The following is a 26048-nucleotide window of genomic DNA, read 5'->3' on the forward strand; positions in this document are numbered from 1 at the left end:
CAGGTCGGCTACTAGGCCGCCGTGCTCTGCTTTTGATCTGTTCTTCATCTTAGGCGCCCCGTTAACCACGCTGGCCGCACGCAGGTTTGAATCCGTGGGTAACCCGGCAGGACGCCGGGTTAGCCGCCCCGCGCCATGGATGGCGCGTGGCGGCGACCCACGGATTCAAATCTGCGTGCGGGCACACCGAGCCTAGGCGAGGTGCCGAGTGGTGGGGCGAAGACCTTTTGGTTACTTTTGGGTCTTTCCAAAAGTGACCCGCTGTAAGAGCGGAACCATAAGTCGCCGTTATCCAAACAACGGATATGCACACAAAAACCACAGACGCCTATCACCATCATAGGTGGAGTCAAACCCCCAGCCCCCCTACAATCCCCCCACGATTACAGGAGCCAACTTCATGCTGATGGTGATTTCCCCCGCCAAAACCCTCGACTTCGAGTCCAAGCCGGCAACCCCGCGCTTCACCCAGCCGCACTACCTCGACCACTCCCAAGAGCTGATAGAGCAACTGCGCGACCTGAGCCCGGCGCAAATCAGCGAATTGATGCACGTGTCCGACAAGATCGGCGGCCTCAACGCCGCCCGTTTCGGCAGTTGGACCCCGGCGTTCACCCCGGCCAACGCCAAGCAGGCGTTGCTGGCATTCAAGGGCGACGTCTACACCGGCCTGAATGCCGAGACCTTCAGCGACGCCGACTTCAGCTACGCCCAGGACCACCTGCGCATGCTCTCGGGCCTGTACGGCCTGCTGCGCCCCCTGGACCTGATGATGCCGTACCGCCTGGAGATGGGCACCAAACTGGCCAACGCCCGTGGCAAGGACCTGTACGCCTTCTGGGGCACCCGTATCAGCGAGTGGCTTAATGAGGCTTTGGCCGAACAAGGCGACGACCTGCTGCTCAATTTGGCGTCCAACGAATACTTCTCGGCGGTCAAGCGCACGGCCCTGAAGGCGCGGATCATCAACACCGAGTTCAAAGACCTGAAAAACGGCCAGTACAAGATCATCAGCTTCTACGCCAAGAAGGCCCGGGGCATGATGAGCCGCTTTGTGATTGAAGAGCGCATCAACGACCCCGCCAAGCTCAAGCAGTTTGATGTGCAGGGTTATCGCTTCAATGCAGAGCAGTCCAAACCGGACAACCTGGTGTTTCTGCGCGATCACGCACCGGAATAAGGCCGTACCAGCCTCTTTCAGACAATGAAATCCAAATGTGGGAGGGGCGGTGCGACGATTCGACTTGCTCCCGATGGCGGTGGTTCAGTCGATTTATAAATGACTGACACACCGCTATCGGGAGCAAGTCGAATCGTCGCACCGCCCCTCCCACATTTTTTCCTGCATTTCACATCAAGACTCGTCAATTGTTTGGCGTCAAAAAATATCATGACGTATCCCTAACAATTATTTCACTCGACATTCATCATTTTTTTTCGTAGTGGCACCACTTTTTTAAAGCACTAGTGGCACAAAACTATCTTATCGCGCCAACTCCCTATAACTACTGGCCCAAATAGCAAGTGCTATCACTGTAGTACCAGTGCCATCTTTTCTGATATTTCAAGAAATTTCCGGAAACAGGATGAGCGGCCAGGAACTTCGTCCTAAAGCACTGCTCATACCACCGGTAACGGAATTCTCTGTTTACGTAAGAGATGACTTACATGGCGACCAACGGAAGTAGCGAAGTTGTCACAATTAACTTTGACTCAGAGGTCACATTACCAACCCACTAGTTAAGAGCGGCGACAAGGATGAATTGCCACACACTATAAGGCCAAGGCTGTGCTTACCCTAATTGGTCAGTGAGACAACCCAAGGTATTGATATTTAAAGGCTTATTGCCTCTATCAAGGCCCTGCGGCACTGGCGCCAAGCCCTTCTCCCAAGAAGGCTGGCTGCATTTCAGGGCAGGCCCCAATAATAAGGCCACGTTGCGCACAACTTGAGTGCAATCGTTAGTCACTCGTTATTCAACATGCCTGCACGCGGCAAGTCGGCGTCTATTCGCCTAACTTTCGCGGCATCAGTGACGCTTGCAAACATGAACTCCGGCCATCTATTGGCATGATTAACACCGTCTTCAATGACAAAGAGGTAAATGCGATGCGCATCAGCATATTTGGTTTGGGTTACGTTGGCGCAGTCTGCGCCGGTTGCCTGTCTGCTCGTGGCCATGAAGTGGTCGGCGTAGACATCTCCAAGGAAAAGATCGACCTGATCAACGCTGGCAAATCGCCGATTGTTGAACCGGGTCTGGGCGAACTGTTGAGCCAGGGTATTGAGACCGGCCGGCTGCGCGGCACGACCAACTTCGCCGAAGCGATTCGTGACACCGACCTGTCGATGATTTGCGTCGGCACGCCGAGCAAGAAGAACGGCGACTTGGAACTCAACTACATCGAAGCGGTGTGCCGCGAGATCGGTTTTGTCCTGCGTGACAAGGCCACCCGCCACACCATCGTGGTGCGCAGCACCGTATTGCCAGGCACTGTCGCCAACGTGGTGATCCCGATCCTCGAAGACTGCTCCGGCAAGAAAGCCGGCGTCGACTTCGGCGTCGCGGTCAACCCGGAATTCCTGCGTGAATCCACCGCCATCGCCGACTACGACCTGCCACCGATGACCGTCATCGGCGAATTCGACACAGCCTCCGGCGATGTCCTGCAGTCGCTGTACGAAGAACTCGACGCCCCGATCATCCGCAAGGACATCGCTGTCGCCGAAATGATCAAGTACACCTGCAACGTGTGGCACGCCACCAAGGTGACCTTCGCCAACGAGATCGGCAACATCGCCAAGGCGGTCGGCGTCGATGGTCGCGAAGTGATGGAAGTGGTGTGCCAGGACAAGACCCTCAATCTGTCCCAGTACTACATGCGCCCAGGCTTCGCGTTCGGCGGCTCGTGCCTGCCAAAAGACGTGCGTGCCCTGACCTACCGCGCCAGCACGCTGGACGTGGAAGCGCCGCTGCTCAACTCGCTGATGCGCAGCAACGAGTCCCAGGTGCAGAACGCCTTCGACATCGTCGAAAGCCACGACAAGCGCAAAGTCGCGTTGCTGGGCCTGAGCTTCAAGGCCGGTACCGATGACCTGCGCGAAAGCCCACTGGTGGAACTGGCAGAAATGCTGATCGGCAAGGGTTACGACCTGAGCATCTACGACAGCAACGTCGAGTACGCCCGTGTGCACGGTGCGAACAAGGACTACATCGAAAGCAAGATCCCTCATGTGTCGTCCCTGCTCAACTCGGACTTCGATGATGTGATCAACAACTCCGACGTGATCATCCTCGGCAACCGTGACGAGAAATTCCGTGCCCTGGCGCACAACGCACCGGAAGGCAAGCAAGTGGTCGACCTGGTGGGCTTCATGTCCAAGGCCACCAGCGTGAGCGGTCGTACCGAAGGCATTTGCTGGTAACAGCAACGGCAAGTTTCGAGCTGCAAGTGTCCTGATCCCCAGCGCTTGCAGCTTGAAGCCTTCTTCACCTTCGGATGACGCTTATGTCCAAGTTAAAACACGTACTCCTCCAATCCGCCGGCTGGCTGTTCTTCCTGAGCCTGCTGATGGGACTCGCCGCGTTGTTGCCGGCGAGTACGTTCGACTCCGAGTCGAAGAATTTTATTTTCCTGATTGGCGCCGTCGGTATCTGGCGCTACTCGATGGGTGCTACGCATTTCTTTCGCGGCATGCTGTTCCTGTACGTGGTCTACCCGCACCTGCGGCGCAAAGTGCGCAAGCTGGGCAAGGCAGCGGACCCGTCCCATGTGTTCCTGATGGTCACCAGCTTTCGCATCGATGCGCTGACCACCGCGCAGGTCTACAGCTCGGTGATTCGCGAAGCGATCGAATGCGGCTTCCCCACCACCGTCGTGTGCTCGCTGGTGGAAATGTCCGACGAGCTGCTGGTCAAGAGCCTGTGGGAACGCATGAACCCGCCGGAGCATGTGAAACTCGACTTCGTGCGCATCGCCGGTACCGGCAAGCGCGATGGCCTGGCCTTCGGTTTCCGCGCGATCTCCCGCCACCTGCCGGATGACCGCGCAGTCGTCGCCGTGATCGACGGCGACACCGTGCTCGCCGAGGGCGTGGTTCGCAAGACCGTGCCGTGGTTCCAGCTGTTCGACAATGTCGGCGGCCTGACCACCAACGAGTTCTGCGAAGTGCGCGGCGGCTACATCATGAGCGAATGGCACAAACTGCGTTTCGCCCAGCGCCACATCAACATGTGCTCCATGGCCCTGTCCAAGCGCGTGCTGACCATGACCGGGCGTATGTCGGTGTTCCGTGCCAACGTGGTCACCGACCCGGGCTTTATCGCCGATGTGGAAAGCGACTCGCTGCAACACTGGCGCCTGGGCCGCTTCAAGTTTTTGACCGGTGACGACAAGTCCAGCTGGTTCAGCCTGATGCGCCTCGGCTACGACACCTTCTACGTGCCGGATGCGGCGATCAACACCGTGGAACACCCGCCGGAAAAGAGCTTTATCAAGGCCAGCCGCAAGCTGATGTTCCGCTGGTACGGCAACAACCTGCGCCAGAACTCCCGAGCACTGGGCCTGGGCGTGCGCCGGTTGGGCCTGTTCACCAGCGTGGTGCTGTTCGACCAGCGCGTGTCGATGTGGACCTCCTTGCTCGGCCTGACCGTGGCCATCATCGCCACCTTCAAGTACGGCGGCGCCTTCATCCTCGCGTACCTGCTGTGGATCGGCATCACCCGCCTGATCCTGACCCTGCTGCTGTCGTGCTCCGGCCACCGGATCGGCCCGGCCTACCCGGTGATTCTGTATTACAACCAGATCATGGGCGCGCTGGTGAAGATCTACGTGTTCTTCCGCCTTGATCAACAGTCCTGGACCCGCCAGGACACCAAACTGACCCGCGATTTGGCCAGCTTTCAACGTTGGTTCAACACCTGGTCGTCTCGGACCATGACCTTCTCCGCCGGCAGCATTTTCGTCGCCGTGTTGCTGATGATGGTCTGACCCTGCCAAGCCTGAATTAACTATAGGAAATTGCCCTGATGAACAGCCAAGTAAACGCCAACGTTGTCCACGAATCCGAAGCCCAGCGCCAACACGCCCGGGTCAAAATCCCGGCCAAGCTGCGCTTCTTCAACACAGACCGCACCCAGACCGAAGCACGGGTGATCGACCTGTCCGCCGGCGGCCTGGCGTTCACCGCGACCCAGCCACTGACAGTGGGCGAAGTGCACAAGGGTCGCCTGCAGTTCGTCATCGATAACCTTGGCCTGGCGATGGACGTGGAGCTGCAGATTCGCTCCTACGACCGTCAGAGCGGCCGTACCGGTTGCCAGTTCCAGAACCTCGACGCCCAGGACATCTCCACCCTGCGCCACCTGATCACTTCGCACCTGTCGGGTGACATCGTGACCATGGGCGACGTACTCGCGACCCTGCAACGTGACAACTTCACCAAGGCGCGCAAGGTCAAGGACGGCGGCAGCAACATGAGCGCTTTCGGCCGCCTGCGCGCCGTGACGTTCAGCCTGGCGATCTTCCTGGTCGGCCTGGCAGCCTTCGGTTTCGTCTTCAAATCGGTGTACGGCATGTACTTCGTCAGCCACGCCCAGGCTGGCCTGGTCAGCGTGCCCGGCATGAACGTGACCATGCCACGCGACGGCACCGTGCAAAGCCTGCTCAAAGGTGACGCGGTCGCCGCCAAAGGCGCGCCACTCGCGACCTTCAGCACCAGCATGCTCGACGTGCTCAAGGGCCACCTGGACGAAGACCAGCTGCAACCGGCCAAGGTTGAAGAACTGTTTGGCAAGCAAATGACCGGCACACTGACTTCGCCTTGCGATTGCATCGTCGCCCAGCAAATGGTCGCCGACGGTCAGTACGCCAGCAAAGGCGACGTGATCTTCCAACTGGTGCCACGCGGTGCCCAGGCCAACGTGGAAGCCCGCTTCAGCTATCGCCAGTTCGGCGACGTGCGCCCAGGTACCCCGGTGAGCTTCCAGGTGGCCGACGAAGAACAGCTGCGCACCGGCACCATCGTCAGCAGCACCAGCCTGAACAGCGCCGACCTGTCCTCCGACATCCGCGTGCAGATCAAGCCCGACGCACCGCTGGACAGCGCCTACGCCGGTCGCCCGGTGGAAGTCACCAGCGACCGTGGCCCGTCCCTGAACTGGCTGATCGATAAAGCCATGGCTGCGGGTCTTTAATCATGAGCGCCCTTCGAAACCTGCCGGTGCCCCTGGCGCTGGCCATCGCCCTCGCCGGTTGCGCCGGCCTGCCCGACCAACGCCTGGCCAATGAAGCCCTCAAGCGTGGCGACACCGTCACTGCTCAGCAGAATTACCAGCAACTGGCAGACCTGGGTTACAGCGAGGCCCAGGTGGGCCTGGCCGATATCCAGGTAGGCACCCGCGATCCGGCGCAAATCAAACAGGCCGAGGCCACTTACCGAGCAGCGGCGGATATTTCGCCGCGCGCCCAGGCTCGCCTGGGTCGCCTGCTGGTGGCCAAGCCTGGCTCCACCGAAGCCGAACACCATGAAGCCGAAGGCCTGCTGAAAAAAGCCTTTGCCAATGGCGAAGGCAACACCCTGATCCCGCTGGCGATGTTGTACCTGCAATATCCCCACAGCTTCCCGAACGTCAACGCCCAGCAGCAGATCAGCAAGTGGCAGGCTGCGGGTTACCCGGAAGCCGGCCTGGCCCAGGTGCTGCTCTATCGCACCCAGGACACCTACGACCAGCACTTGGATGATGTCGAGCGCATCTGCAAGGCCGCGCTGAACAGCACCGATATCTGCTACGTCGAACTGGCAACGGTCTACCAGAAAAAAGCGCAGCCAGAGCAACAGGCCGAACTGATCAAGCAGATGGAAGCAGGCTACAGCCATGGCACCGTCACCGCCCAGCGCGTCGACAGCGTAGCCCGCGTGCTCGGTGATGCCTCCCTCGGCAAGACCGACGAAAAAACCGCCCAGGCCCTGCTGGAAAAAATCGCCCCGGGCTACCCCGCTTCCTGGGTCAGCCTGGCGCAACTGCTCTACGACTTCCCCGAACTGGGTGACGTCGATCAGATGATGAAGTACCTCGACAACGGCCGCGCCGCCGACCAGCCGCGCGCCGAGCTGTTGCTGGGCAAGCTCTACTACGAAGGCAAATGGGTGCCGGCGGACGCCAAGGCAGCCGAGGCCCACTTCCAAAAAGCCGTGGGCCGTGAAGTGGCTGCCGATTACTACCTCGGCCAGATCTACCGCCGTGGCTACCTCGGCCAGGTCTACTCACAAAAAGCCCTGGACCACTTGCTGACCGCAGCGCGCAACGGCCAGAACAGCGCCGACTTCGCCATCGCTCAACTGTTTTCCCAAGGCAAGGGCACCAAGCCCGACCCATTGAACGCCTATGTCTTCAGCCAGTTGGCTAAAGCCCAGGAAACGCCAGAGGCCATCGACTTGGCCACGCAGCTCGAAGCCCCGCTGACGCCAGAACAACGCGCCGAAGGCCAACGCCTGGTGCAACAGGAACTGGCCACTCGCGGCACCCTGGCCCAAAGCACGCTGCAACTGCATGCCCTGGAAGAAGAAGACGGCGAGGAATCCCTATGAAGCTCAATCCATTCGTGCAGGGCGGTATTGGCCTGACCTTCGCCCTGCTGTGGTCGTGCCCGACCCTGGCCGCGCTGACTGAAACCAAGAACTTTGGCCTGGACGTGAAAATCACCGGCCAGTCCGAAGATGACCGCGACCTGGGCACCCAGAAAGGCGGCGACGTCAACGGCATCGGTCTCGACCTGCGCCCTTGGATCTACGGCGAAAGCGGCAACTGGAGCGCCTACGCCATGGGCCAGGCAGTTGCCTCGAGCGACATCATCGAGACGGACACCCTGCAACAGTCCTCCGATGACACCAACGAGCAATCGAGCAGCGACGACCGCAAGACCAAGAAAAACTACCTGGCCCTGCGCGAGTTCTGGGTCGGCTACGGCGGCTTCACGCCGTACCCCGGCGAGATCCTCAAGCTCGGCCGCCAGCGCCTGCGCAATGACGACGGCCAATGGCGCGACACCAACATCGAAGCGCTGAACTGGACCTTCGACACCACGTTGCTCAAAGCCAATGTCGGCGTCGCTGAACGCTTCAGCGAATACCGCACCGACCTCAAGGAACTGTCGCCCAAGGACAAGGACCGTCAGCACCTCTACGCCGACGCCGCCTACCAGTGGACGCCGGGGCAGTGGATCGGCCTGCGCGCCCACCACACCCATGACGACGGCAAGCTCGACTACGCCGAGCCGGGTGTGGCCAGCGACCCGTTGGACAAACGCGAGAACGGCGACCTGACCTGGCTCGGCATCGAAGCCAGCAGCGACGCCTACAACTGGCGCAACACCAACACCGTCAACTACTGGGCAAGCCTCACCGGCATGCAGGGCGACCGCAACACGGTCAACGCCTTGAACGCCGACGGCACTCGCCCCACCAATGCCAAGAGCAGCGATGACGTGAATGGCTGGGCCACCGACATCGGTGTGCGCCTGCGCCTCGACCCGCAGTGGCAGGTGGGTGCGGCGTACTCCCGCGCCAGCGCCGAATACGAACAGAACGGCCTGCAAAGCAACCGTTCGAACTGGACCGGCACCCAGTCCCGCGTGCACCGCTTCGGCGAAGCGTTTCGCGGCGAGATGAACAACATGCAGTCCATGAGCCTGTTCGGTTCCTGGCAACTGCGCGAGGACTACGACGCAAGCCTCGTGTACCACAAGTTCTGGCGTGTCGACGGCAACAAGCCAGTGGGCAGCAACGGCATCGATGCCGTGCAGAACAACACCGATGACGTGACCGGCGCGATCCTGTCCAGCACCTCCCTGCCCCTTGAAGATGGCAAGAAGGACCTGGGCCAGGAGATGGACCTGGTGGTCACCAAGTACTTCAAGAAAGGCCTGCTGCCGGCCGCGCTCAGCCAGTCGATCGACGAACCGTCGGCCCTGGTGCGCTTCCGTGCCGGCGTGTTCAAGCCAGGCGATGCCTATGGCAGCCAGGTTGACTCGTATATGCATCGCGCCTTTGTCGACGTGATTTGGAAGTTCTGATGGGAGCCCTCTCAATGATTGCTCACCCCTTCAACGGCAGACGCTTGCTGGTGACCGCGATGCTGATGGCCAGTGCCACAGCCTTCGCCGATACCGCGCAGCAGGTCAAGGCGCCGACCATCGCCAAAGAACTGCAACAGGCCAAGACCTACACCATTTCCAGCCCGCCGACCGCGCCGCTGGAACTGCCCAAGCCCGCCCTGCCGGACCTGTCGGGCTACACCGGCGCAGCAATCGAAAAAAAGATCGTACGCACCAAGCCCGGCAAAATCAGCATCCGCCGCATGATGCAGGAAGACGCCCTGAAGGACTTCATCGGCGGCGACAACAAGATGGCCGAATGGGTGGTGCGCCAGCACGGCATTCCCCAGGCGATCTTTATCGACGACGGCTACATGAACCTCAAGGACCTGCTGAAGAAAGTGCCGAAGCAGTACCTGAGCGAAACCTCGCCGGGTGTGTTCCTGGCCAAGCTGCCGATTGTGGTCGGGCGTAAAGGCATCCTGGAAATCGACAAGCAGACCCAAGAACTGCGCCTGTCCCAGGAAGCCGGTTCGTTCCTGATCAACGACGGCCAACTGTTTGTGCGTGACACCAAAATCACTGGCTGGCGCGAAAAGGCCAACGGCCCGGCGACCTTCCAGTCACCCAAGGAATTCCGTCCGTTCCTGCTGGCCTGGGGCGGTACCGAGACCTACATCTCCAACACCAAGATGGCCAGTTTCGGCTACGCCAACAGTAAGTCGTACGGGGTGAGTATTTCCCAGTACACGCCGAACATGGCCAAGGTGCTCAAGCGCTCCGAGCCGACTGGCTGGATCATCAATTCCGAGTTCTCGGACATGTGGTACGGCTTCTACTGCTACGAGACCGAAGGCTTTGTGGTCAAGGGCAATACCTACAAAGACAACATCGTCTACGGCATTGACCCCCATGACCGTTCCCACGGCCTGATCATCGCGGACAACACCGTCTACGGCACCAAGAAGAAGCACGGCATCATCATTTCCCGGGAAGTGAACGACAGCTTCATCTTCAACAACCGCAGCTACGACAACAAGCTCTCGGGCCTGGTGATCGACCGTAACAGCGTGAACAACCTGATCGCCGACAACGAGATCTACCGCAACCACACCGACGGCATCACCCTCTATGAGAGCGGTGACAACCTGCTGTGGGGCAACAAAGTGATCGCCAACCGTCGCCACGGCATCCGGATTCGTAACAGCGTGAACATTCGCCTGTACGAAAACACCTCGATGGCCAACGGCCTGACCGGCGTCTACGGCCACATCAAGGATTTGACCGACACCGACCGCGACATCGCCCTCGACCCGTTCGACGCCAAGGTCTCGCTGATCGTTGTAGGTGGCGAGCTGGCCGGAAACGGCAGCGGGCCGCTGTCCATCGACTCGCCGTTGAGTGTCGAGCTGTACCGCGTGTCGATGCTGGCGCCGACCAAATCCAGCGGTATCAGCTTCAACGGCATCCTGGGCGACCGCCAGGAAGAAATTCTCGACCTGCTGGTACGCCAGCAGAAAGCCGTGCTGATCGACCCTGTCGAACGCCAGACCGAAATGCAGGACTGAGGATGACCCTTATGCACCCACACATGATCAAACTGCTGAGCCTCTCGGGTCTGACCCTCGGCCTGCTCGCGGCCAGCCAGGGCGTACGCGCCGACGAAGTAAAGCCACCGACCTTCAGCGCCGAACCGTGCTGCAGCCTGTGCCCGGCCGCCCATGACGCGAAGAACTACACCACACGCTACCAGCAGAACTTCACCACCCTGGTGCAAGCCCAGGGCGACTGGCTGTTCCGTACCCAGGAAGACCTGCGCACCGAATTCGACACCTCCCCCGCCGGCTACAAGCGCATGCAACAGCTGCACGATGCGTTCAAGGCCAAGGGCGTGGAACTGGTGGTGGTCTACCAGCCGACCCGTGGCCTGGTGAACCGCAACAAGCTCAATCCCGAGGAGAAAGCCAAGTTCGATTTCGACAAGGCCCTGGGTAACTACAAGACCATGCTCGGCCGTTTCGCCAAGATGGGTTATGTGGTGCCGGACCTGTCGCCGTTGACCAATGAGCAGCTACCGGACGAATTGCCCGCCCACGATTTCTACTTCCGTGGCGACCAGCACTGGACCCCATACGGCGCCCAGCGCACCGCGAAAATCGTCGGCGCCAAAGTGCGTGCGATGCCTGAATTCGCCGACATCCCCAAGCGTGAATTCGAGACCAAACTGTCCGGGCGCATGGGCAAGACCGGCACCCTGCACAACATGGCCGGGCAATTGTGCGGCACCAGCTACGCGATCCAGTACATGGACCAGTTCACCACCGAGCCCAAGGGCGAAGCGGGCGACGGCGATTTGTTCAGTGATTCGGGCAACCCGCAGATTACCCTGGTCGGCACCAGCCACAGCGGCAAGAACTACAACTTTGCCGGCTTCCTCGAGCAGGAAATCGGTGCCGACATCCTTAACGTCGCCTTCCCTGGCGGTGGCCTGGAAGGCTCGATGATCCAGTACCTGGGCAGCGAAGAATTCCAGAAGACCCCGCCAAAGATTTTGATCTGGGAGTTCTCGCCGCTGTACCGCCTGGACCAAGAGACCATCTACCGGCAGATGATGTCGCTGCTGGACAACGGCTGTGAAGGCAAGACCGCACAGATGACCGCCAGCACCACTCTCAAACCCGGCAAGAACGAATTGATGGTCAACAGTTCGAACAAAGACCTGCGCAACGCCAACCATCAGGTTGATATCCGCTTCGCCGATCCGTCGGTGAAAACCTTGCAAGCCACCCTCTGGTACATGAACGGGCGCCACGAGGACATCAAGATCGATAAACCCGAAACATCCGATACAGACGGGCGTTTCGCCTTTGAACTGCGCACCGATGAAGACTGGGCCTCGCAGAACTTGCTGGCCGTGGAAGTGCAGGGCCCTGAAGCGGGCGCTGCCGCGCAGAAAGTCGAAGCGAAAATTTGCACACGCAACGTATTCCCGGCGGGTGGTCAACAGACTGCCTCGACAGGGCAATGAGGTTACTTATGCAGAAGTTATTGATTCCAACGCTGCTGGGCCTGGCGATGTTCGCAGGTTCAGTCAACGCCGCCGCGCCACTGCGTCCACCCCAGGGTTATTTCGCCCCGGTGGAAGCGTTCAAGACCGGCGACTTCAAGAATGACTGCGACGCCATGCCGGCGCCGTACACCGGCTCGCTGCAATTTCGCAGCAAGTACGAAGGTTCGGACAAGGCCCGCTCCACGCTGAACGTGCAATCGGAAAAAGCCTTCCGCGACAGCACCGCCGACATCACCAAGCTGGAAAAAGACACCAGCAAGCGCGTGATGCAGTTCATGCGCGACGGTCGCCCGGAGCAGTTGGAATGCACCTTGACCTGGCTTACGAGCTGGGCCAAGGCGGATGCGTTGATGTCCAAGGACTTCAACCACACCGGCAAGTCCATGCGCAAATGGGCGCTGGGCAGTATGGCCTCGGCTTATGTACGCCTGAAGTTCTCCGAGTCGCACCCGTTGGCCAACCATCAGCAGGAAGCGCAGTTGATCGAGGCCTGGTTCAGCAAAATGGGCGATCAGGTGGTCAGCGACTGGGACAACCTGCCGCTGGAAAAAACCAACAATCACTCCTACTGGGCCGCCTGGTCGGTGATGGCAACCTCCATCGCCACCAACCGTCGCGACCTGTTTGACTGGGCCGTGAAGGAATACAAGGTCGGCGCCAATCAGGTCGACGCCCAGGGCTTCCTGCCGAACGAATTGAAGCGTCAACAACGCGCCTTGTCGTATCACAACTACGCCCTGCCGCCGCTGTCGATGATCGCCAGTTTTGCCCTGGTCAACGGTGTTGACCTGCGCCAGGAAAACAACGGCGCGCTCAAGCGCCTGGGTGACAACGTGCTGGCCGGGGTCAAAGACCCGGAAATCTTCGAGAAGAAGAATGGCAAAGAGCAGGACATGAAAGACCTCAAGGAGGACATGAAATTTGCCTGGCTCGAACCCTTCTGCAGCCTCTACACCTGCACCCCGGAAGTGATCGAGCGCAAGCACGGGATGCAGCCGTTCAAGACGTTCCGGCTGGGGGGTGACCTGACCAAGGTCTACGACCCGGCGCATGAAAAAGGCAACAAAGGCAGCTGACGAAACGCGGTTAACAAATGTGGGAGGGGGCTTGCTCCCGATAGCGGTGTGTCAGTTGATGCATCCGGTGACTGATTCACCGCAATCGGGAGCAAGCCCCCTCCCACATTTGAGCAATGCAATACAACCTCCTCCCGAATTCCTGGGGGGGTTTGGGGGGGCTTCGGCCCTTGACTGTTGGTTAAACATGGAGAGATCGGGATGGTTTTCTCGTCCAATGTGTTCCTGTTTCTGTTCTTGCCGATCTTTCTCGGCTTGTACTACTTGAGCGGGCAACGCTATCGCAACCTGCTGCTGCTACTGGCCAGCTATGTGTTCTACGCCTGGTGGCGAGTGGACTTCCTGGCGCTGTTCGCCGCCGTCACGCTGTGGAATTACTGGATCGGCCTCAAGGTCGGTGCGGCGGGCGTGCGCACCAAGCCGGCACAGCGCTGGCTGCTGCTCGGCGTGGTGGTCGACCTGTGCATCCTCGGCTACTTCAAGTACGCCAACTTCGGCGTCGACAGCATCAACGTGATGATGAAGTCGGCGGGCCTGGAGCCCTTTATCCTCACCCACGTGCTGTTGCCGATCGGGATCTCGTTCTACATTTTCGAGTCCATCAGCTACATCATCGACGTGTACCGCGGCGACACCCCGGCCACCCGCAACCTCATCGACTTTGCGGCGTTCGTGGCGATCTTCCCGCACCTGATTGCCGGCCCTGTATTGCGTTTTCGCGACCTGGCCGACCAGTTCAACAACCGCACCCACACCCTCGACAAGTTCTCCGAGGGCTGCACGCGGTTCATGCAGGGTTTCATCAAGAAGGTCTTCATCGCCGACACCCTGGCGGTGGTGGCCGACCACTGTTTCGCCCTGCAAAACCCCACCACCGGCGATGCCTGGCTCGGCGCGCTGGCCTACACCGCGCAGTTGTACTTCGACTTCTCCGGCTACAGCGACATGGCCATCGGCCTGGGCTTGATGATGGGTTTCCGCTTCATGGAAAACTTCAAGCAGCCGTACATCAGCCAGTCGATCACCGAGTTCTGGCGGCGCTGGCACATCAGCCTGTCCACCTGGCTGCGTGACTACCTGTACATCACCCTGGGCGGCAACCGTAAAGGCACGCTGACCACCTACCGCAACCTGTTCCTGACCATGCTGCTCGGTGGCCTGTGGCACGGTGCGAACATCACTTACATCGTGTGGGGCGCCTGGCACGGCATGTGGCTGGCGATTGAAAAAGCCGTCGGCCTCAACACCTCGCCGCGCAGCTTCAACCCGGTGCGCTGGGCCTTCACCTTCTTGCTGGTGGTGATGGGCTGGGTGATCTTCCGTTCCGAAAACCTTCACGTCGCCGGCCGTATGTACGGTGCGATGTTCAGCTTTGGCGAGTGGTCGCTGTCGGAACTCAACCGCGCCAACCTCACCGGCTTGCAAGTCGCGACCCTGGTGGTGGCGTACGCAACCCTGGCGTTCTTTGGCCTGCGCGACTTCTACACCAACCGCCCTGCCGAAAAAGCCAAGCCGGCCGACCCGAGCCTGATCAAGGCCGTGCCCGGCGACAACCCGGACAGCATCCATCAGCCAGGCTTCACCGTTGGCCAGGACGCTGCCGTGCAACCGGCCTACTGGACCGCTGACTGGCCACGCTACGCCATGCGCACTGCGGTGCTGCTGCTGTTCGTGGCGTCGATTCTCAAACTGTCGGCGCAGAGTTTCTCGCCGTTCCTTTACTTCCAATTCTGAGGGAGCCGACCATGACCCATTCATTCCGCGTCCTCTATATCAGCCTGTTCCTGGTGGTGCTGATGGCCCTGGGCGCCTGGTCGGTGCGCAGCTTCTTCGGCTTCAGCACCAACGCCGACGCGACCGTGCTCAACGGCCGCTGGACCAAGGCCGTCGAGACGCACTACGACGACGAGTTCCCGATCAAGCGTATCGGCACCAACTTGTGGGCCGCGCTGGACTACAAGCTGTTCAATGAAGGTCGCCCTGGCGTAGTGCTGGGCCGCGATCACTGGTTGTACAGCGACGAAGAGTTCAACCCGGCCGTCAACGAAGACCAGAACCTGCAGGGCAACTACGCCCTGGTCGAAGGCGTGCGCCAGAAGCTCAAGGCCCAAGGCATTCAACTGGTGATGGCGATTGTGCCGGCCAAGGTGCGCCTGTACCCGGAACACCTGGGTGACGTGAAACCGGCGAGCATCCACGCCAACCTGTACGAGGACTTCCACGCCCGTGTCGCTGCCGACAAGATCCTCGCCCCCGACCTGCTTGGCCCGTTGCAACAGGCCAAGCTGGGCGGCAAGCAAGTGTTCCTGCGCACCGACACCCACTGGACCCCGGACGGCGCTGAAATCGCCGCCAAACAACTGGCCAAGGGCATCGCCGACAAGACCCCGCTCAGCGGCGAGCCGCAGCGCTTTGTCACCGAAGCCGAGAAAACCGAGCCGCACAACGGCGACCTGCGTCTGTTCCTGCCGTTGGACCCGCTGTTCGAAAACCTGATGCCGCCCAAAGAACCGCTGGAAAAACGTGTCACGCACCTGGCTGAAAGCAAAGGCGACGACGCGCTGTTCACCGACAGCGAAACCCCGGTGGCACTGGTGGGCACCAGCTACAGCGCCAACCCCAACTGGAACTTCGTCGGCGCGCTCAAGCAAGCCCTGGGCAGCGACGTCATCAACTATTCCGAAGATGGCCACGGCCCGATCCTGCCGATGCTCAGCTATCTCAAAAGCGATGACTTCAAGAACAGCCCGCCGCAGGTGCTGATCTGGGAATTTCCTGAACGCTATCTGCCCGTGAACAACGAAATCGGTGATGCCGACCCGCAGTGGGTTGCGCAACTTAAACAAGCCGGTTCGCGCCAACAAAACATGGCTCTGAACACCCCAGCAAAAAATCAAAAATCCGAGACGCCCGACCGGGCGCAAAACTGAAAGAGAGGTAACTCACATGACTTTCACTACTACTCCTCGTCGTCTCGCCAAGACCCTGGCCCTGGTTGCCGGCATGAGCGTTGTTTCGATGTCTGCCTTCGCCGGTGACGCCGCCCTGTACGGCCCTGTCGCACCAAAAGGCTCCAGCTTCGTGCGTGTCTACAACGCCTCCAACCAGGAAGTCAGCGCGACGGTTGGCAGCACCAACCTCAGCGAAGTGGCGCCGTTGGCCAGCAGTGACTTCAGCTTCATGCCGGGCGGCGACTACAGCGCCAAGGTCGGCAGCCAGACCGTGCCGGTGAAACTCGCCGCCGATCACTACTACACCCTCGTCAACAACGGCAGCGGCCAGCCGCAACTGATCGAAGAGCCGCCGTTTAAGAACAAGCAGAAATCCCTGGTGCGCGTGCAGAACCTCAGCGACAAGGCCCTGACCCTGAAAACCGCCGACGGCAAGACTGACGTGGTCAAGTCGGTGGCCGCCAAAGGCCGTGGCGAACGCGAAATCAACCCGGTCAAAGTCAGCCTGGCGCTGTACGACGGCGACAAGAAAGTCGGCGACGTGAAGCCGGTTGCCCTGGAACGCGGTGAAGCGGCGGTGCTGTACGTGACCGGTTCCGGTTCGAACATTTCGCCAGTCTGGGTAAAACGCCCTGTGTCGACGCGCTAATGACTTTCTCAAGTTGAACCACTCCCTGTAGGAGTCCGGCTTGCCGGCGATAGCGCCCTCAAGGCCGCCATCGCCGGCAAGCCGGGCTCCTACAAGGGTTATGCGTTCAATTTGAGACACGAGACAAAAACAAGAGTGAAACGACAAACCTTCGTAGCTCTGACCCAAATCGATTCAAGGAGAAACAGCATGATCCCAGTAATCCTTTCCGGTGGTAGCGGCTCACGTCTTTGGCCGCTTTCCCGTAAACAGTTCCCGAAACAATTCCTGGCCCTGACCGGCGAGCACACGCTGTTCCAGCAAACCCTGGAACGCCTGGTGTTCGACGGCATGGACTCCCCGATCGTGGTCTGCAACAAAGACCACCGCTTCATCGTCAACGAACAGCTGAGCACCCGTAAGCTGGAATGCCAACGCATCCTGATGGAACCCTTCGGCCGCAACACCGCGCCGGCCGTGGCCTTGACTGCGATGATGCTGGTCAATGAAGGCCGCGACGAGCTGATGTTGGTGCTGCCCGCCGACCACGTGATCGACGACCAGAAAGCCCTGCAACGCGCGCTGGCCCTGGCCACCGTGGCCGCCGAGCGCGGCGAGATGGTGCTGTTCGGTGTGCCGGCAACCCGTCCGGAAACCGGTTATGGCTACATCAAATCCGGCAACGATTCGCTGCTGCCTGAAGGCGTGAGCCGCGTGCAACAGTTCGTGGAAAAACCCGATGAAAAACGCGCCGTCGAGTTCGTCAAAAGCGGTGGCTACTTCTGGAACAGCGGTATGTTTCTGTTCCGCGCCAGCCGCTTCCTCGAAGAGCTGAAAAAGCACGATCCGGACATCTACGACACATGCGTGCTGACCCTGGAACGCAGCGAGCAAGATGCCGACACCGTGACCTTCGAAGAAGCCACCTTCGCCTGCTGCCCGGACAATTCCATCGACTACGCCGTGATGGAAAAAACCCAGCGCGCCTGCGTGGTGCCGCTGAGTGCCGGTTGGAGCGACGTGGGTTGCTGGGCGTCGCTGTGGGCGGTCAACGATAAAGACGCCAACGGCAACGTCACCAAGGGCGACGTGGTGATCCAGGACAGCAAGAACTGCATGATCCACGGCAACGGCAAGCTGGTGTCGGTGATCGGCCTGGAAAACATCGTGGTGGTGGAAACCAAGGACGCGATGATGATTGCCCACAAGGACAAGGTCCAGGGCGTCAAGCAGATGGTCGCCACGCTCAACGAACAGGGCCGCAGCGAAACCCAGAACCACTGCGAGGTCTATCGTCCGTGGGGCTCCTACGACTCGGTGGACATGGGCGGGCGTTTCCAGGTCAAGCACATCTCGGTCAAGCCGGGCGCGTGCCTGTCACTGCAGATGCACCACCACCGCGCCGAACACTGGATCGTGGTCAGCGGCACCGCCGAAGTCACCTGTGACGAGAACGTGTTCCTGCTCTGCGAAAACCAGTCCACCTACATCCCGATTGCCTCGGTGCACCGCCTGCGCAACCCGGGCAAGATCCCGCTGGAGATCATCGAAGTACAATCGGGCAGCTATTTGGGCGAAGACGATATCGAGCGGTTTGAAGATATCTACGGGCGCTCCACGCCGGTTGAGCGTGGTGTGTCGGTGAAAACTATCGCGCAGTAAAACAGTCGTAGAAGAAGCCCCCGTCCAGCCGACTGCGTCCCCTATCCGCAGCGGGTTGGATGGGGGCTTTTTGTTTGGCCTTGCGGTGACTGTGAGGGCCTCATCGGGAGCAAGCCCCCTCCCACATTTTTGACCGGGTACATCCTTGGAATGCGGTCAAACTGTGGGAGGGGGCTTGCTCCCGAAGGCGTCAGCCCAGCCAACACAGACCTCAAGGTAGCCAATCCCACCTACGCTTAAGTTAGGATGCTCGTTCCCTATTCGAGGTGGTCTCCATGTTCTTCGGCGTTCTACTGATTATCACCTGGCTGGTCCTGCTGCTGCGCTACCCGGCCAAAGCCTTGCCGGTGTCGCTCGCCGCCGCCCTCGGGCTTGGCCTGGTGGGCGTGTGGGTGGTGTGGCTGGACAACCGCGAAGCCTCGCAACTGGCACGCCTGGAGTTGCGCATCGTCTACGCGCCCGAAGAATGCCCTGCCGACCGCCCGCTGAAGCTGACCCTGAACAACGGCAACGACGTACCGCTGACCGAACTGCGCTGGCGCGTCGCCGCCTATGCGCCGGGTGACACGGTCAACCTCGCCGACAACGTCTACGCCGCCCCGCGCTACCGTGGCCCCGGCGAACTGCAGGCCGGCGCGACCTGGGACGATTGCCTGCCCACCCCACCACTACGCCCCGGCTACCGCCCGCAAACCCTGGAATTTCGCGCCGAGCACCTGCAAGGCAGTTTCTCGGACTGACAAAGGATTGATTGATGCCCAACGTACTGATCACCGGTTGCTCCAGCGGCATCGGCCGTGCCCTGGCTGATGCGTTTAAATCTGCCGGCTATGAGGTGTGGGCCAGCGCCCGCCGTCCGGAAGATGTCGCCCACTTATCCGCCGCCGGCTTCAACGCGGTGAAACTGGATGTCAACGACAGCGCTGCCTTGCAGCACCTGGCCGAGCAGTGGGGCGAACTGGATGTGCTGATCAACAACGCCGGTTATGGCGCCATGGGGCCATTGCTCGACGGCGGCACCGAGGCGATGCAGCGCCAATTCGAGACCAATGTGTTCTCTATCGTCGGCGTGACCCAGGCGTTGTTCCCGGCCCTGCGGCGCAGCAAAGGCCTGGTGGTGAATATCGGCAGCGTTTCCGGTGTGCTGGTGACGCCGTTTGCTGGCGCCTACTGCGCGTCAAAAGCGGCCGTGCATGCATTGAGCGATGCGCTGCGTATGGAACTTGCACCGTTTGGCGTGCGGGTAATGGAAGTACAACCGGGGGCAATCGATACGAGTTTTGCGAAAAACGCCGGCGCCCAGGCTGAGCTGTTGATCAATGAACAGTCGCCGTGGTGGCCGTTGCGCGACGGCATTCGCGCGCGCAGCCAGGCCTCACAGGACAAGCCGACCCCCGCCAGCGTGTTTGCGGCGGATGTACTCAAGGCCGTCCAGCAATCTCGGCCTCCACGCCTGTTGCGCTCGGGCAATGGCAGTCGGGCCCTGCCGTTAATTGCCACCTTGCTGCCCAAGGCACTCCTGGAGAGGGTATTGAAAAACCGTTTTGGGCTGAGCAGAAACCTTTAACACCGGCTACCGGCTTCGAGGAATGGGCTCTGGAATCGGCACAATCGGCTCCTGTGAACCCGCACGGAAATCGTAGACCAGGACATTACCGAGCAATGGCCCAACAAAATCCTTGAACTGATGATGCACTGGGTCGTAGTAGTCTGGATGGGTCACCTTTGGCGTTCCGACATAAAAGTTACGGTCACCTTCTGAACGAAAGCGCACGACAAATGCTTGCTCAAAACCCTTCTCTTGCCCTTCGAATCCATTAGGCAGCCCACTGTCGATCGAGACGATATAGGGCTTTTTATCGCGCACACAGCGGTCAATCATGGTCAAAAACCGGGTGATGATTGCCTGGCGTTGTGCCGGTGTGACTGAAGGCTTATAGGCGAACAGCACAAGGTGATAGATATCGCCCGGCAGATAGCCGGGAGCGGTGAACTCTTTATCTGGAACGGTTCGTCGAGCAGGCATGGCAAATGTCCTTTTATGTGAACACTAAAAACTGTCGCAGTGGTTCAGAGAAGATAGCAACGCAACTGAGTGGACTGTTGTCGGCCTTGGATTCCTTCGCCATAACCTTCACGATGGCAGCAGCCCTGACACTGCTGCCTCTTTTCGCAGTGCTGCGCCTGGAGGCTTCCAGAGTACGGGCACTGCTCCACCCTGCCAGCGAGACTCACCAATGATCGACTACAGCGACTTTTTCGAAGAAGTGATCCAGACCCATGTCGAGATCGAGCAATGGTTTGCCGGGGTTGCGCCTGAAGGCACCCTGCAGAATCTGCTGGCCCGCTTCTCGCCGGAGTTCAGCATGATTGCGCCCGCCACCGGCACGCGGGTCAATACGGCGGGGGTCAATGCCCTGTTCACTCGCTTGGGTGGCATGCGGCCGGGATTGAAAATCACCTTGAGTGAAATGACCGGCATCGACCGACATGCGCGTGGCGCCACCGTCACATACCGCGAGCATCAGATTGATAACAGCGGCACGCAGACGGATCGGCGTGCCACGGTAGTGTTCGAAAAACAGGCCAGTGGTGCGCTGCTGTGGCGTCACCTGCATGAGACCTTTATCAAGGCTTAACTCGGTCAAATGTGGGAGGGGGCTTGCTCCCTCCCACAGTTCAGTTCGGCGTTTGGTTGACGATAACGGTGCAGGTGATGCCAGCCGCCAACATCACGCCCTCCGGCACTTCATCAATATGAATCCGCACCGGCACGCGCTGGGCCAAACGCACCCAATTGAACGTCGGGTTCACATCGGCAATCAGCTCGCGGCTCTCGGGGTTGTCGCGGTCGTAGATGCCGCGCGAGATGCTTTCTACGTGACCCTTGAGGGTCTCGCCACTCATCAATTGCATGTCGGCTTTATCCCCGACTTTGACGTGGGGCAGTTTGGTTTCTTCGAAGAAGCCGTAGACCCAGAACGAGTTCATATCGACCACGGCCATCTTGGCTTCGCCGATACGCGCGTAGTCGCCACGGTGCACGTTGAGGTTGGTGACATAACCGTCGACCGCCGCCAGCACTTGGGTGCGCTTGAGATTGAGTTCGGCCGCTTCCAGTTGCGCCAGCGCGTGCTGGTAATCGGCCAGGGCCGAGTCGGCGATGTTGCTGGCGTCGTCGCGGTTTTCCCTGGAGATGACCAGGGCATCGAGGTCGGCGCGGCGGTGGGCGTTGACCTTGCGCATTTCCCAGGTGGCTTTACGCGACGCAACCAATGATTGCGCCTGCTTGACCGCGATGCGGTAGTGCTCGGGGTCTATCTGCATCAGCAGGTCGCCCTTTTTCACCAACTGGTTGTCACGCACCGGCACATCAACCACTTCACCGGTGACGTCGGCAGCAACGTTGATGATGTCGGCGCGTACACGGCCGTCGCGGGTCCAGGGCGTTTCCATGTAGTGCACCCACAGCGTGCGGCCCATCCAGATCGCCAAAGCCAGTACCAGCAAGGTGGCGAGCAGGCTGAAAAACTTTTTCATCGGGGCATTCTCAACGGTAGACGGTCAGCGCCAGGGCGCCGAACAGGCAAACGAACAGGCTCAGGCGCAGCAACGCCGGGTGCCAGAAAAAACGGTACAGGTCGAACCCGGCCAGGAAGCGGTCCAGGGCCCAGGCCAGCCCTGCCGCGAGCAAAAACATCAGGGTCATGGTCGGCATGTAAATACCGTGGAAGGCGATTTCACGAGGCATGCGGGGCTCCTTTGAGGGCCGCCAGTGGCGATTGCGGGTCCAGCAGCGAGGTGCGGATAAAGTGCAGGTAGCTTTTCACCCGGCGCAGGGCCGAGGTGTCGAAGTGCGGGGCGAAGGGTTCGTCGGTGGCCTGTACACGGCTGATCGCATGGTCGACGGCGATCAGCCCGCGCTCCAGGTTGCTCGCCCTGGGCTGCAGGAACAGCCGCACCAACGAGCGGCCCATCACCCGGATCGCCTGGCGCCAGGGCTGGGATTCGGCATAGGCAGGGTGCACCGGCAAAATCGCCTGTTCCTTGCGCAGCTCGATGATCGCGTGGCCGACTTCCAGCACCACGAACATCCAGCGCAGCAGGTCGCGCTGCACCTGTGGCTGGCCGACGGCGAGGCCGTAGGCCTGGTGCAGCAGGTCGCGGGTGCGGCTTTCGAAACTCGACGCCAGCCCCTTGAGCTTGCCGCTGATCGCGTACACCACTTGTTCGCGCAGGTCTTGCTCCAGGCGTCGCCACAGCCACCGGCTGTTGGGCGGCAGGATGATCGCCCCCGCCGCCGCGCACACCAGCATGCCGATGATCATCGCGATGTAGTCGTTGATGAAGGCGTAGGGGTTGTAGACGGTGAGGTTGTCGGGCACCGAGCCGGTGCTGAAGAAGATCAGCAGGCCGACGCCCACCCCGGCGTATTGCGGACGCGAGGCGAGGAAGGCGCCGAGGATGATCACCGGGGCGAGCATCACGCACAGCAGTGGGAAGCCATCGATCCAGGGGAATACGAAAAACATCTCCACGAAACCCACCAGCGCGCCGATCAACGTACCGCAGGCCATCTGGAACGCCATACGCTTGGGATTCGGCGTGGCAGCGGACAAACCGACGGTGGCCGCTGCGATCAGGGTCATGGTGGCACCGCTCGGCCACGCCGTGGCCACCCAGTAACTGCCGAGCACGATCAGGATGAACGAGGCGCGAATTCCCGAGGCGGCGCAGGCCAGCCAGTTGGTCTTGGGGCTAAAGGTCTCGTCCCACTGTTCGCGCGCATGGCTGTGATCGGCCAGGGAAGCGTGGGTTTGCGCGTAGTTGTGCAGGTCGTCGACAAAGCGGTAAAGCAGCTCGTAGGCGGTATGGAAATCCAGCTGCTCGGCTTCGCTCGGGTTGCCCTCCTGGAAGGTCGTGCGCAGGCTGCGCACCTTGGCGGGCAGGCCGTCCTTGTAGGCGCTGAGTTGGTTGACTAGGCGCGCAGCGTCGGGGCTGGTCAGGGCGCGGCCGGAGAAACCGTCGAGCAGTTCGGCCAGGTCCTGCAGGCCGGGTTTGATCGCGGCGACCACAGGGTCTGCGGCATCGGTGCGCAGGCGTTCAAGCAACTGGTGCAAGGCATTGAAGCGCGTGGTGATGCTCATGAACTCGCTGTTGAGGCGACTGAGCCGGCCGTTGCGTCGGCGCATGTGCGGGTCTTCAAACACAGTGACGCTGCGCAGCCCTTCCAGGCCCACGGCCTGGGCGATAAAGCGTACGTTGCTGCTTTCAAAATCTTCGCGCTGGCTGCGCCCCCGCAGGCCGTCGGTGACGAACAGTGCGAACACGCCAAAGCGTTGATACAGCGCGTTGCGCATGGCGGCGCTGGAGGTCTGCGGCAGGATCGCGGCGCTGACCAGCGTGGCGCACAGAATCCCCAGGGAGATTTCCAACACCCGCCACACGGCGGCCATAAAGGCGCCGTCCGGATGCGCCAGGGCAGGCAAGCCGACCATCGCCGCCGTATACCCCGCCAGCACAAAACCATAGGCGCGAAAGTTGCGGTTGCGCGTCGCACCGGCGGTGCAAATCCCCACCCAGATCGCCAGTGCCCCTAGAAACAGCTCGGTGTTCTGCGCAAACAAGGCGATCAGCAGCACCATCACCGCCGACCCCGTCAGCGTGCCGAGGAAGCGATAGAAGCTCTTGGCAAACACCTGGCCGCTCTGCGGTTGCATCACGATAAATACGGTGATCATCGCGGTGCGCGGTTGCGGCAGCTCCAGGCGCATCGCCAGCCACAGCGTGAGGAACGCGGCGATCAGTACTTTGAAGATGTACACCCAGGTCACGCCGTCGCTGCGTGCCCAGTCGAAAAAACCACGGCGCCACTCAAGGGAGTGCAACCAGCGCAGCGGTGCAGGCAAGGGAGTCATGAAATCCTACTCAGTGATCAAACACGGCGAGCGCCGCCGGGGTCTTGCTCGGGAGGGTCCTGGTATCCTGCGGCACGTCGTTGCCCGCACCGAGGCCACCACCCAGGGCAGTCACCAGTTCGGCATGGGCGCTCAGGCGCGCGGCCTGCACCTGTTGCTCGATCTGCTGCTGGCGGAACAGCAGAGTCTGGGCGTTCAGCACATTGAGGTAGTCGGTGAGGCCGCGCTGGTAGGCGATCATCGCGATGTCGTAGGTTTTCTGCGCCGAGGCTACCGATTGCGCGGCGAACAACGACTGCTTGTCCATCGACTCGCGGCGGATCAACTGGTCGCTGATGCCCTTGAGCGCATTAATCAGGGTCTGGTTGTAGCGCGCCACGGCGATGTCATAACCGGCGCTGGCTTCACCCAGCTCCGCGCGCAATCGGCCGCCGTCGAAGATCGGCAGGGTGATCGCCGGGCCGACGTTGTAGTTGAATTTCTTGCCGGCCAGAAACCCCAGCATGCCGCCGCCGGTGGCCATGTAGCCGAGGCTGCCGACCAGGTCGACGTTGGGGTAGAAGCCGGCATGCGCCACATCAATGCCACGGGCTTGTGCCGCGACCTGCCAGCGGCTGGCGACTACGTCCGGGCGTTGGCCGAGCAATTGCGCGGGCAGGCTCGATGGCAGTTTCAGCGGCGCGGCGAGGGATAAGGTCGGCCGCTGCAGTGGTGCGCCCTCCCCCGGCCCCTTGCCGGCCAAAGCCGCCAGCTGGTTACGGCTCAGGGCGATTTCTTCGTCGAGCGCGTCGAGTTGGCGATGGGTTTCCGGCAACGGGGTCTCGGCCTGGCTGACGTCGAAATGCGTGCCGATCCCTGCGTCCAGGCGCTTGTTGGCCAGGTCGAGAATCTGCTGTTGCTGGGCCAACGTGGCCGCGACGATATCGCGGTTGGCGTAATGCAATGACAGCTGGATATAGGCGCGCACCACGTTGTTCTGCAGTTCGAGCTGGGCCTGGCGCGCTTCGGCGGCGCTCATGTGTGCCAGGTCGACCGCACGCTCGGTGGCGTTGCTTTCGCGGCCCCACAGGTCGAGGGCGTAGCTGAAGCCCAGGGAAGCATTGTTGTCCCAAGTATTGGCGCCGCTCAGCTCGCCCGGGCCGTAGAACTGATCCTTCGGCCAGTTATGGCGCTTGAGAGTGGTGTCGCTGTTGATCTGCAACGACTCGGCCGACTCGGCCACCCCGGCCATGGCCCGCGCTTCACGCACCCGCGCGGCGGCCATGGCCATGCTCGGGCTGTCGTGAGTGGCGAGTTGGACCCAGCGGTTGAGTTGGGGGTCGCCGTAGGCTTGCCACCATTGGGCGGTGGGCCAGTGAGCGTCCTGGGCGGCGCTCTGGATTGCTTCGTCGGTGGCCAGGTGATTGGCGTTCAGGGCCTGGCCCTGTGGGGCGATGCCTGCGGTTCCGATGCAGCCGCTGATTGCTAACGATAAAGCCCAAACACTGAGAGTCTTCAGCTCTCTGCTGATGCGACGCGGCACTGCTGCGAATTCCTGAGGTGGGTGTTGCGGGGAAGGTGGCGCAATTCTAGGCGGCGAGAGGAATGGCGATAAGCTGGTATTCCTGTGAATCTTTGTTACCGTTCAGGCGATAATCCGTTGGTAGG

The 26048-nt window shown here is 60.7% G+C and carries 21 protein-coding genes and 1 pseudogene; 17 read left to right on the forward strand and 5 right to left on the reverse strand.

Annotated features, from left to right (window positions below):
* The first annotated feature begins 400 nt into the window (after positions 1–400).
* The 15 genes from yaaA to ACR52_RS10690 all read left to right on the forward strand — a co-directional run bounded on the left by yaaA (position 401) and on the right by ACR52_RS10690 (position 20050).
* Positions 401–1180 (forward strand): peroxide stress protein YaaA, encoded by a 780-nt coding sequence (yaaA, locus tag ACR52_RS10620; protein WP_048723784.1) that lies wholly within the window; start codon positions 401–403, stop codon positions 1178–1180.
* A gap of 930 nt (positions 1181–2110) precedes the next feature.
* The gene (locus ACR52_RS10625) at positions 2111–3427 is read left to right on the forward strand and encodes a nucleotide sugar dehydrogenase (protein WP_048724910.1); all 1317 of its coding nucleotides are present in this window, start codon (positions 2111–2113) and stop codon (positions 3425–3427) included.
* 83 nt (positions 3428–3510) lie between these two features.
* On the forward strand, positions 3511–4992 hold the full coding sequence (gene alg8, locus ACR52_RS10630) for a mannuronan synthase (RefSeq protein ID WP_161799293.1): 1482 nt from the start codon (positions 3511–3513) through the stop codon (positions 4990–4992).
* 38 nt (positions 4993–5030) lie between these two features.
* Entirely contained in the window at positions 5031–6197 is a 1167-nt protein-coding gene (locus tag ACR52_RS10635; protein ID WP_048723788.1) for an alginate biosynthesis protein Alg44, read from the forward strand.
* A 2-nt stretch (positions 6198–6199) separates the two neighbouring features.
* On the forward strand, positions 6200–7591 hold the full coding sequence (gene algK, locus ACR52_RS10640; protein ID WP_048723790.1) for an alginate biosynthesis TPR repeat lipoprotein AlgK: 1392 nt from the start codon (positions 6200–6202) through the stop codon (positions 7589–7591).
* Positions 7588–9075, forward strand: a complete 1488-nt coding sequence (locus tag ACR52_RS10645) for an alginate export family protein (RefSeq protein ID WP_048723792.1) — start codon at positions 7588–7590, stop codon at positions 9073–9075. The genes algK and ACR52_RS10645 overlap by 4 nt, the downstream gene beginning before the upstream one ends.
* Before the next feature lie 14 nt (positions 9076–9089).
* Entirely contained in the window at positions 9090–10664 is a 1575-nt protein-coding gene (gene algG, locus ACR52_RS10650) for a mannuronan 5-epimerase AlgG (RefSeq protein ID WP_408003335.1), read from the forward strand.
* An 11-nt stretch (positions 10665–10675) separates the two neighbouring features.
* A complete protein-coding gene (locus tag ACR52_RS10655) occupies positions 10676–12124 on the forward strand; it encodes an alginate O-acetyltransferase (protein WP_048724912.1) in 1449 nt (482 codons plus the stop codon).
* Positions 12125–12132: 8 nt separating this feature from the next.
* Positions 12133–13242, forward strand: coding sequence for a mannuronate-specific alginate lyase (locus tag ACR52_RS10660; protein WP_152687613.1), 1110 nt, complete (start codon positions 12133–12135; stop codon positions 13240–13242).
* A 201-nt stretch (positions 13243–13443) separates the two neighbouring features.
* A complete protein-coding gene (locus ACR52_RS10665) occupies positions 13444–14976 on the forward strand; it encodes an MBOAT family O-acyltransferase (protein WP_048723798.1) in 1533 nt (510 codons plus the stop codon).
* Positions 14977–14987: 11 nt separating this feature from the next.
* The gene (locus tag ACR52_RS10670; protein ID WP_048723799.1) at positions 14988–16172 is read left to right on the forward strand and encodes an alginate O-acetyltransferase; all 1185 of its coding nucleotides are present in this window, start codon (positions 14988–14990) and stop codon (positions 16170–16172) included.
* Between the two features lie 16 nt (positions 16173–16188).
* Entirely contained in the window at positions 16189–16842 is a 654-nt protein-coding gene (locus tag ACR52_RS10675) for an alginate O-acetyltransferase AlgF (RefSeq protein WP_048723800.1), read from the forward strand.
* A 189-nt stretch (positions 16843–17031) separates the two neighbouring features.
* Positions 17032–18483: a mannose-1-phosphate guanylyltransferase/mannose-6-phosphate isomerase gene (locus ACR52_RS10680; RefSeq protein WP_048723801.1), complete on the forward strand. Its 1452-nt coding sequence runs from the start codon at positions 17032–17034 to the stop codon at positions 18481–18483.
* Between the two features lie 275 nt (positions 18484–18758).
* Positions 18759–19223, forward strand: a complete 465-nt coding sequence (locus tag ACR52_RS10685) for a hypothetical protein (protein WP_048723802.1) — start codon at positions 18759–18761, stop codon at positions 19221–19223.
* Between the two features lie 14 nt (positions 19224–19237).
* A complete protein-coding gene (locus tag ACR52_RS10690; RefSeq protein ID WP_048723805.1) occupies positions 19238–20050 on the forward strand; it encodes an SDR family oxidoreductase in 813 nt (270 codons plus the stop codon).
* A 6-nt stretch (positions 20051–20056) separates the two neighbouring features.
* On the opposite strand, the gene ACR52_RS10695 is transcribed toward ACR52_RS10690, so the two are convergent.
* Positions 20057–20509, reverse strand: coding sequence for a Dabb family protein (locus ACR52_RS10695; RefSeq protein ID WP_053221238.1), 453 nt, complete (start codon positions 20507–20509; stop codon positions 20057–20059).
* Between the two features lie 56 nt (positions 20510–20565).
* Between ACR52_RS10695 and ACR52_RS31195 the strand changes: the two are divergent.
* Together ACR52_RS31195 and ACR52_RS10705 are read left to right on the forward strand one after the other, a co-directional pair.
* Positions 20566–20724 (forward strand): annotated as a pseudogene (locus ACR52_RS31195) (MFS transporter); the annotation flags it as partial.
* A complete protein-coding gene (locus ACR52_RS10705; RefSeq protein ID WP_048723809.1) occupies positions 20721–21122 on the forward strand; it encodes a hypothetical protein in 402 nt (133 codons plus the stop codon). The pseudogene ACR52_RS31195 and the gene ACR52_RS10705, both read left to right, overlap by 4 nt.
* 40 nt (positions 21123–21162) lie before the next feature.
* Here the strand turns inward: ACR52_RS10705 and ACR52_RS10710 are convergent, their stop codons facing one another.
* Genes ACR52_RS10710 through ACR52_RS10725 form a run of 4 tightly spaced genes read right to left on the reverse strand, consistent with a single transcriptional unit; the run spans position 21163 to position 25923 of the window.
* Positions 21163–22023 carry an efflux RND transporter periplasmic adaptor subunit gene (locus ACR52_RS10710; protein WP_048723810.1) on the reverse strand — a complete coding sequence of 287 codons (861 nt, stop codon included), beginning with the start codon at positions 22021–22023 and terminating at the stop codon, positions 21163–21165.
* Between the two features lie 10 nt (positions 22024–22033).
* A complete protein-coding gene (locus ACR52_RS10715; protein WP_048723812.1) occupies positions 22034–22234 on the reverse strand; it encodes a DUF1656 domain-containing protein in 201 nt (66 codons plus the stop codon).
* A complete protein-coding gene (locus tag ACR52_RS10720; protein WP_048723814.1) occupies positions 22224–24401 on the reverse strand; it encodes an FUSC family protein in 2178 nt (725 codons plus the stop codon). The genes ACR52_RS10715 and ACR52_RS10720 overlap by 11 nt, the downstream gene beginning before the upstream one ends.
* Positions 24402–24411: 10 nt before the next feature.
* On the reverse strand, positions 24412–25923 hold the full coding sequence (locus ACR52_RS10725; RefSeq protein ID WP_048723816.1) for an efflux transporter outer membrane subunit: 1512 nt from the start codon (positions 25921–25923) through the stop codon (positions 24412–24414).
* Positions 25924–26048 lie beyond the last annotated feature (125 nt).

The sequence above is a fragment of the Pseudomonas fildesensis genome (assembly GCF_001050345.1).
Classification (GTDB): Bacteria; Pseudomonadota; Gammaproteobacteria; order Pseudomonadales; family Pseudomonadaceae; genus Aquipseudomonas; species Aquipseudomonas fildesensis.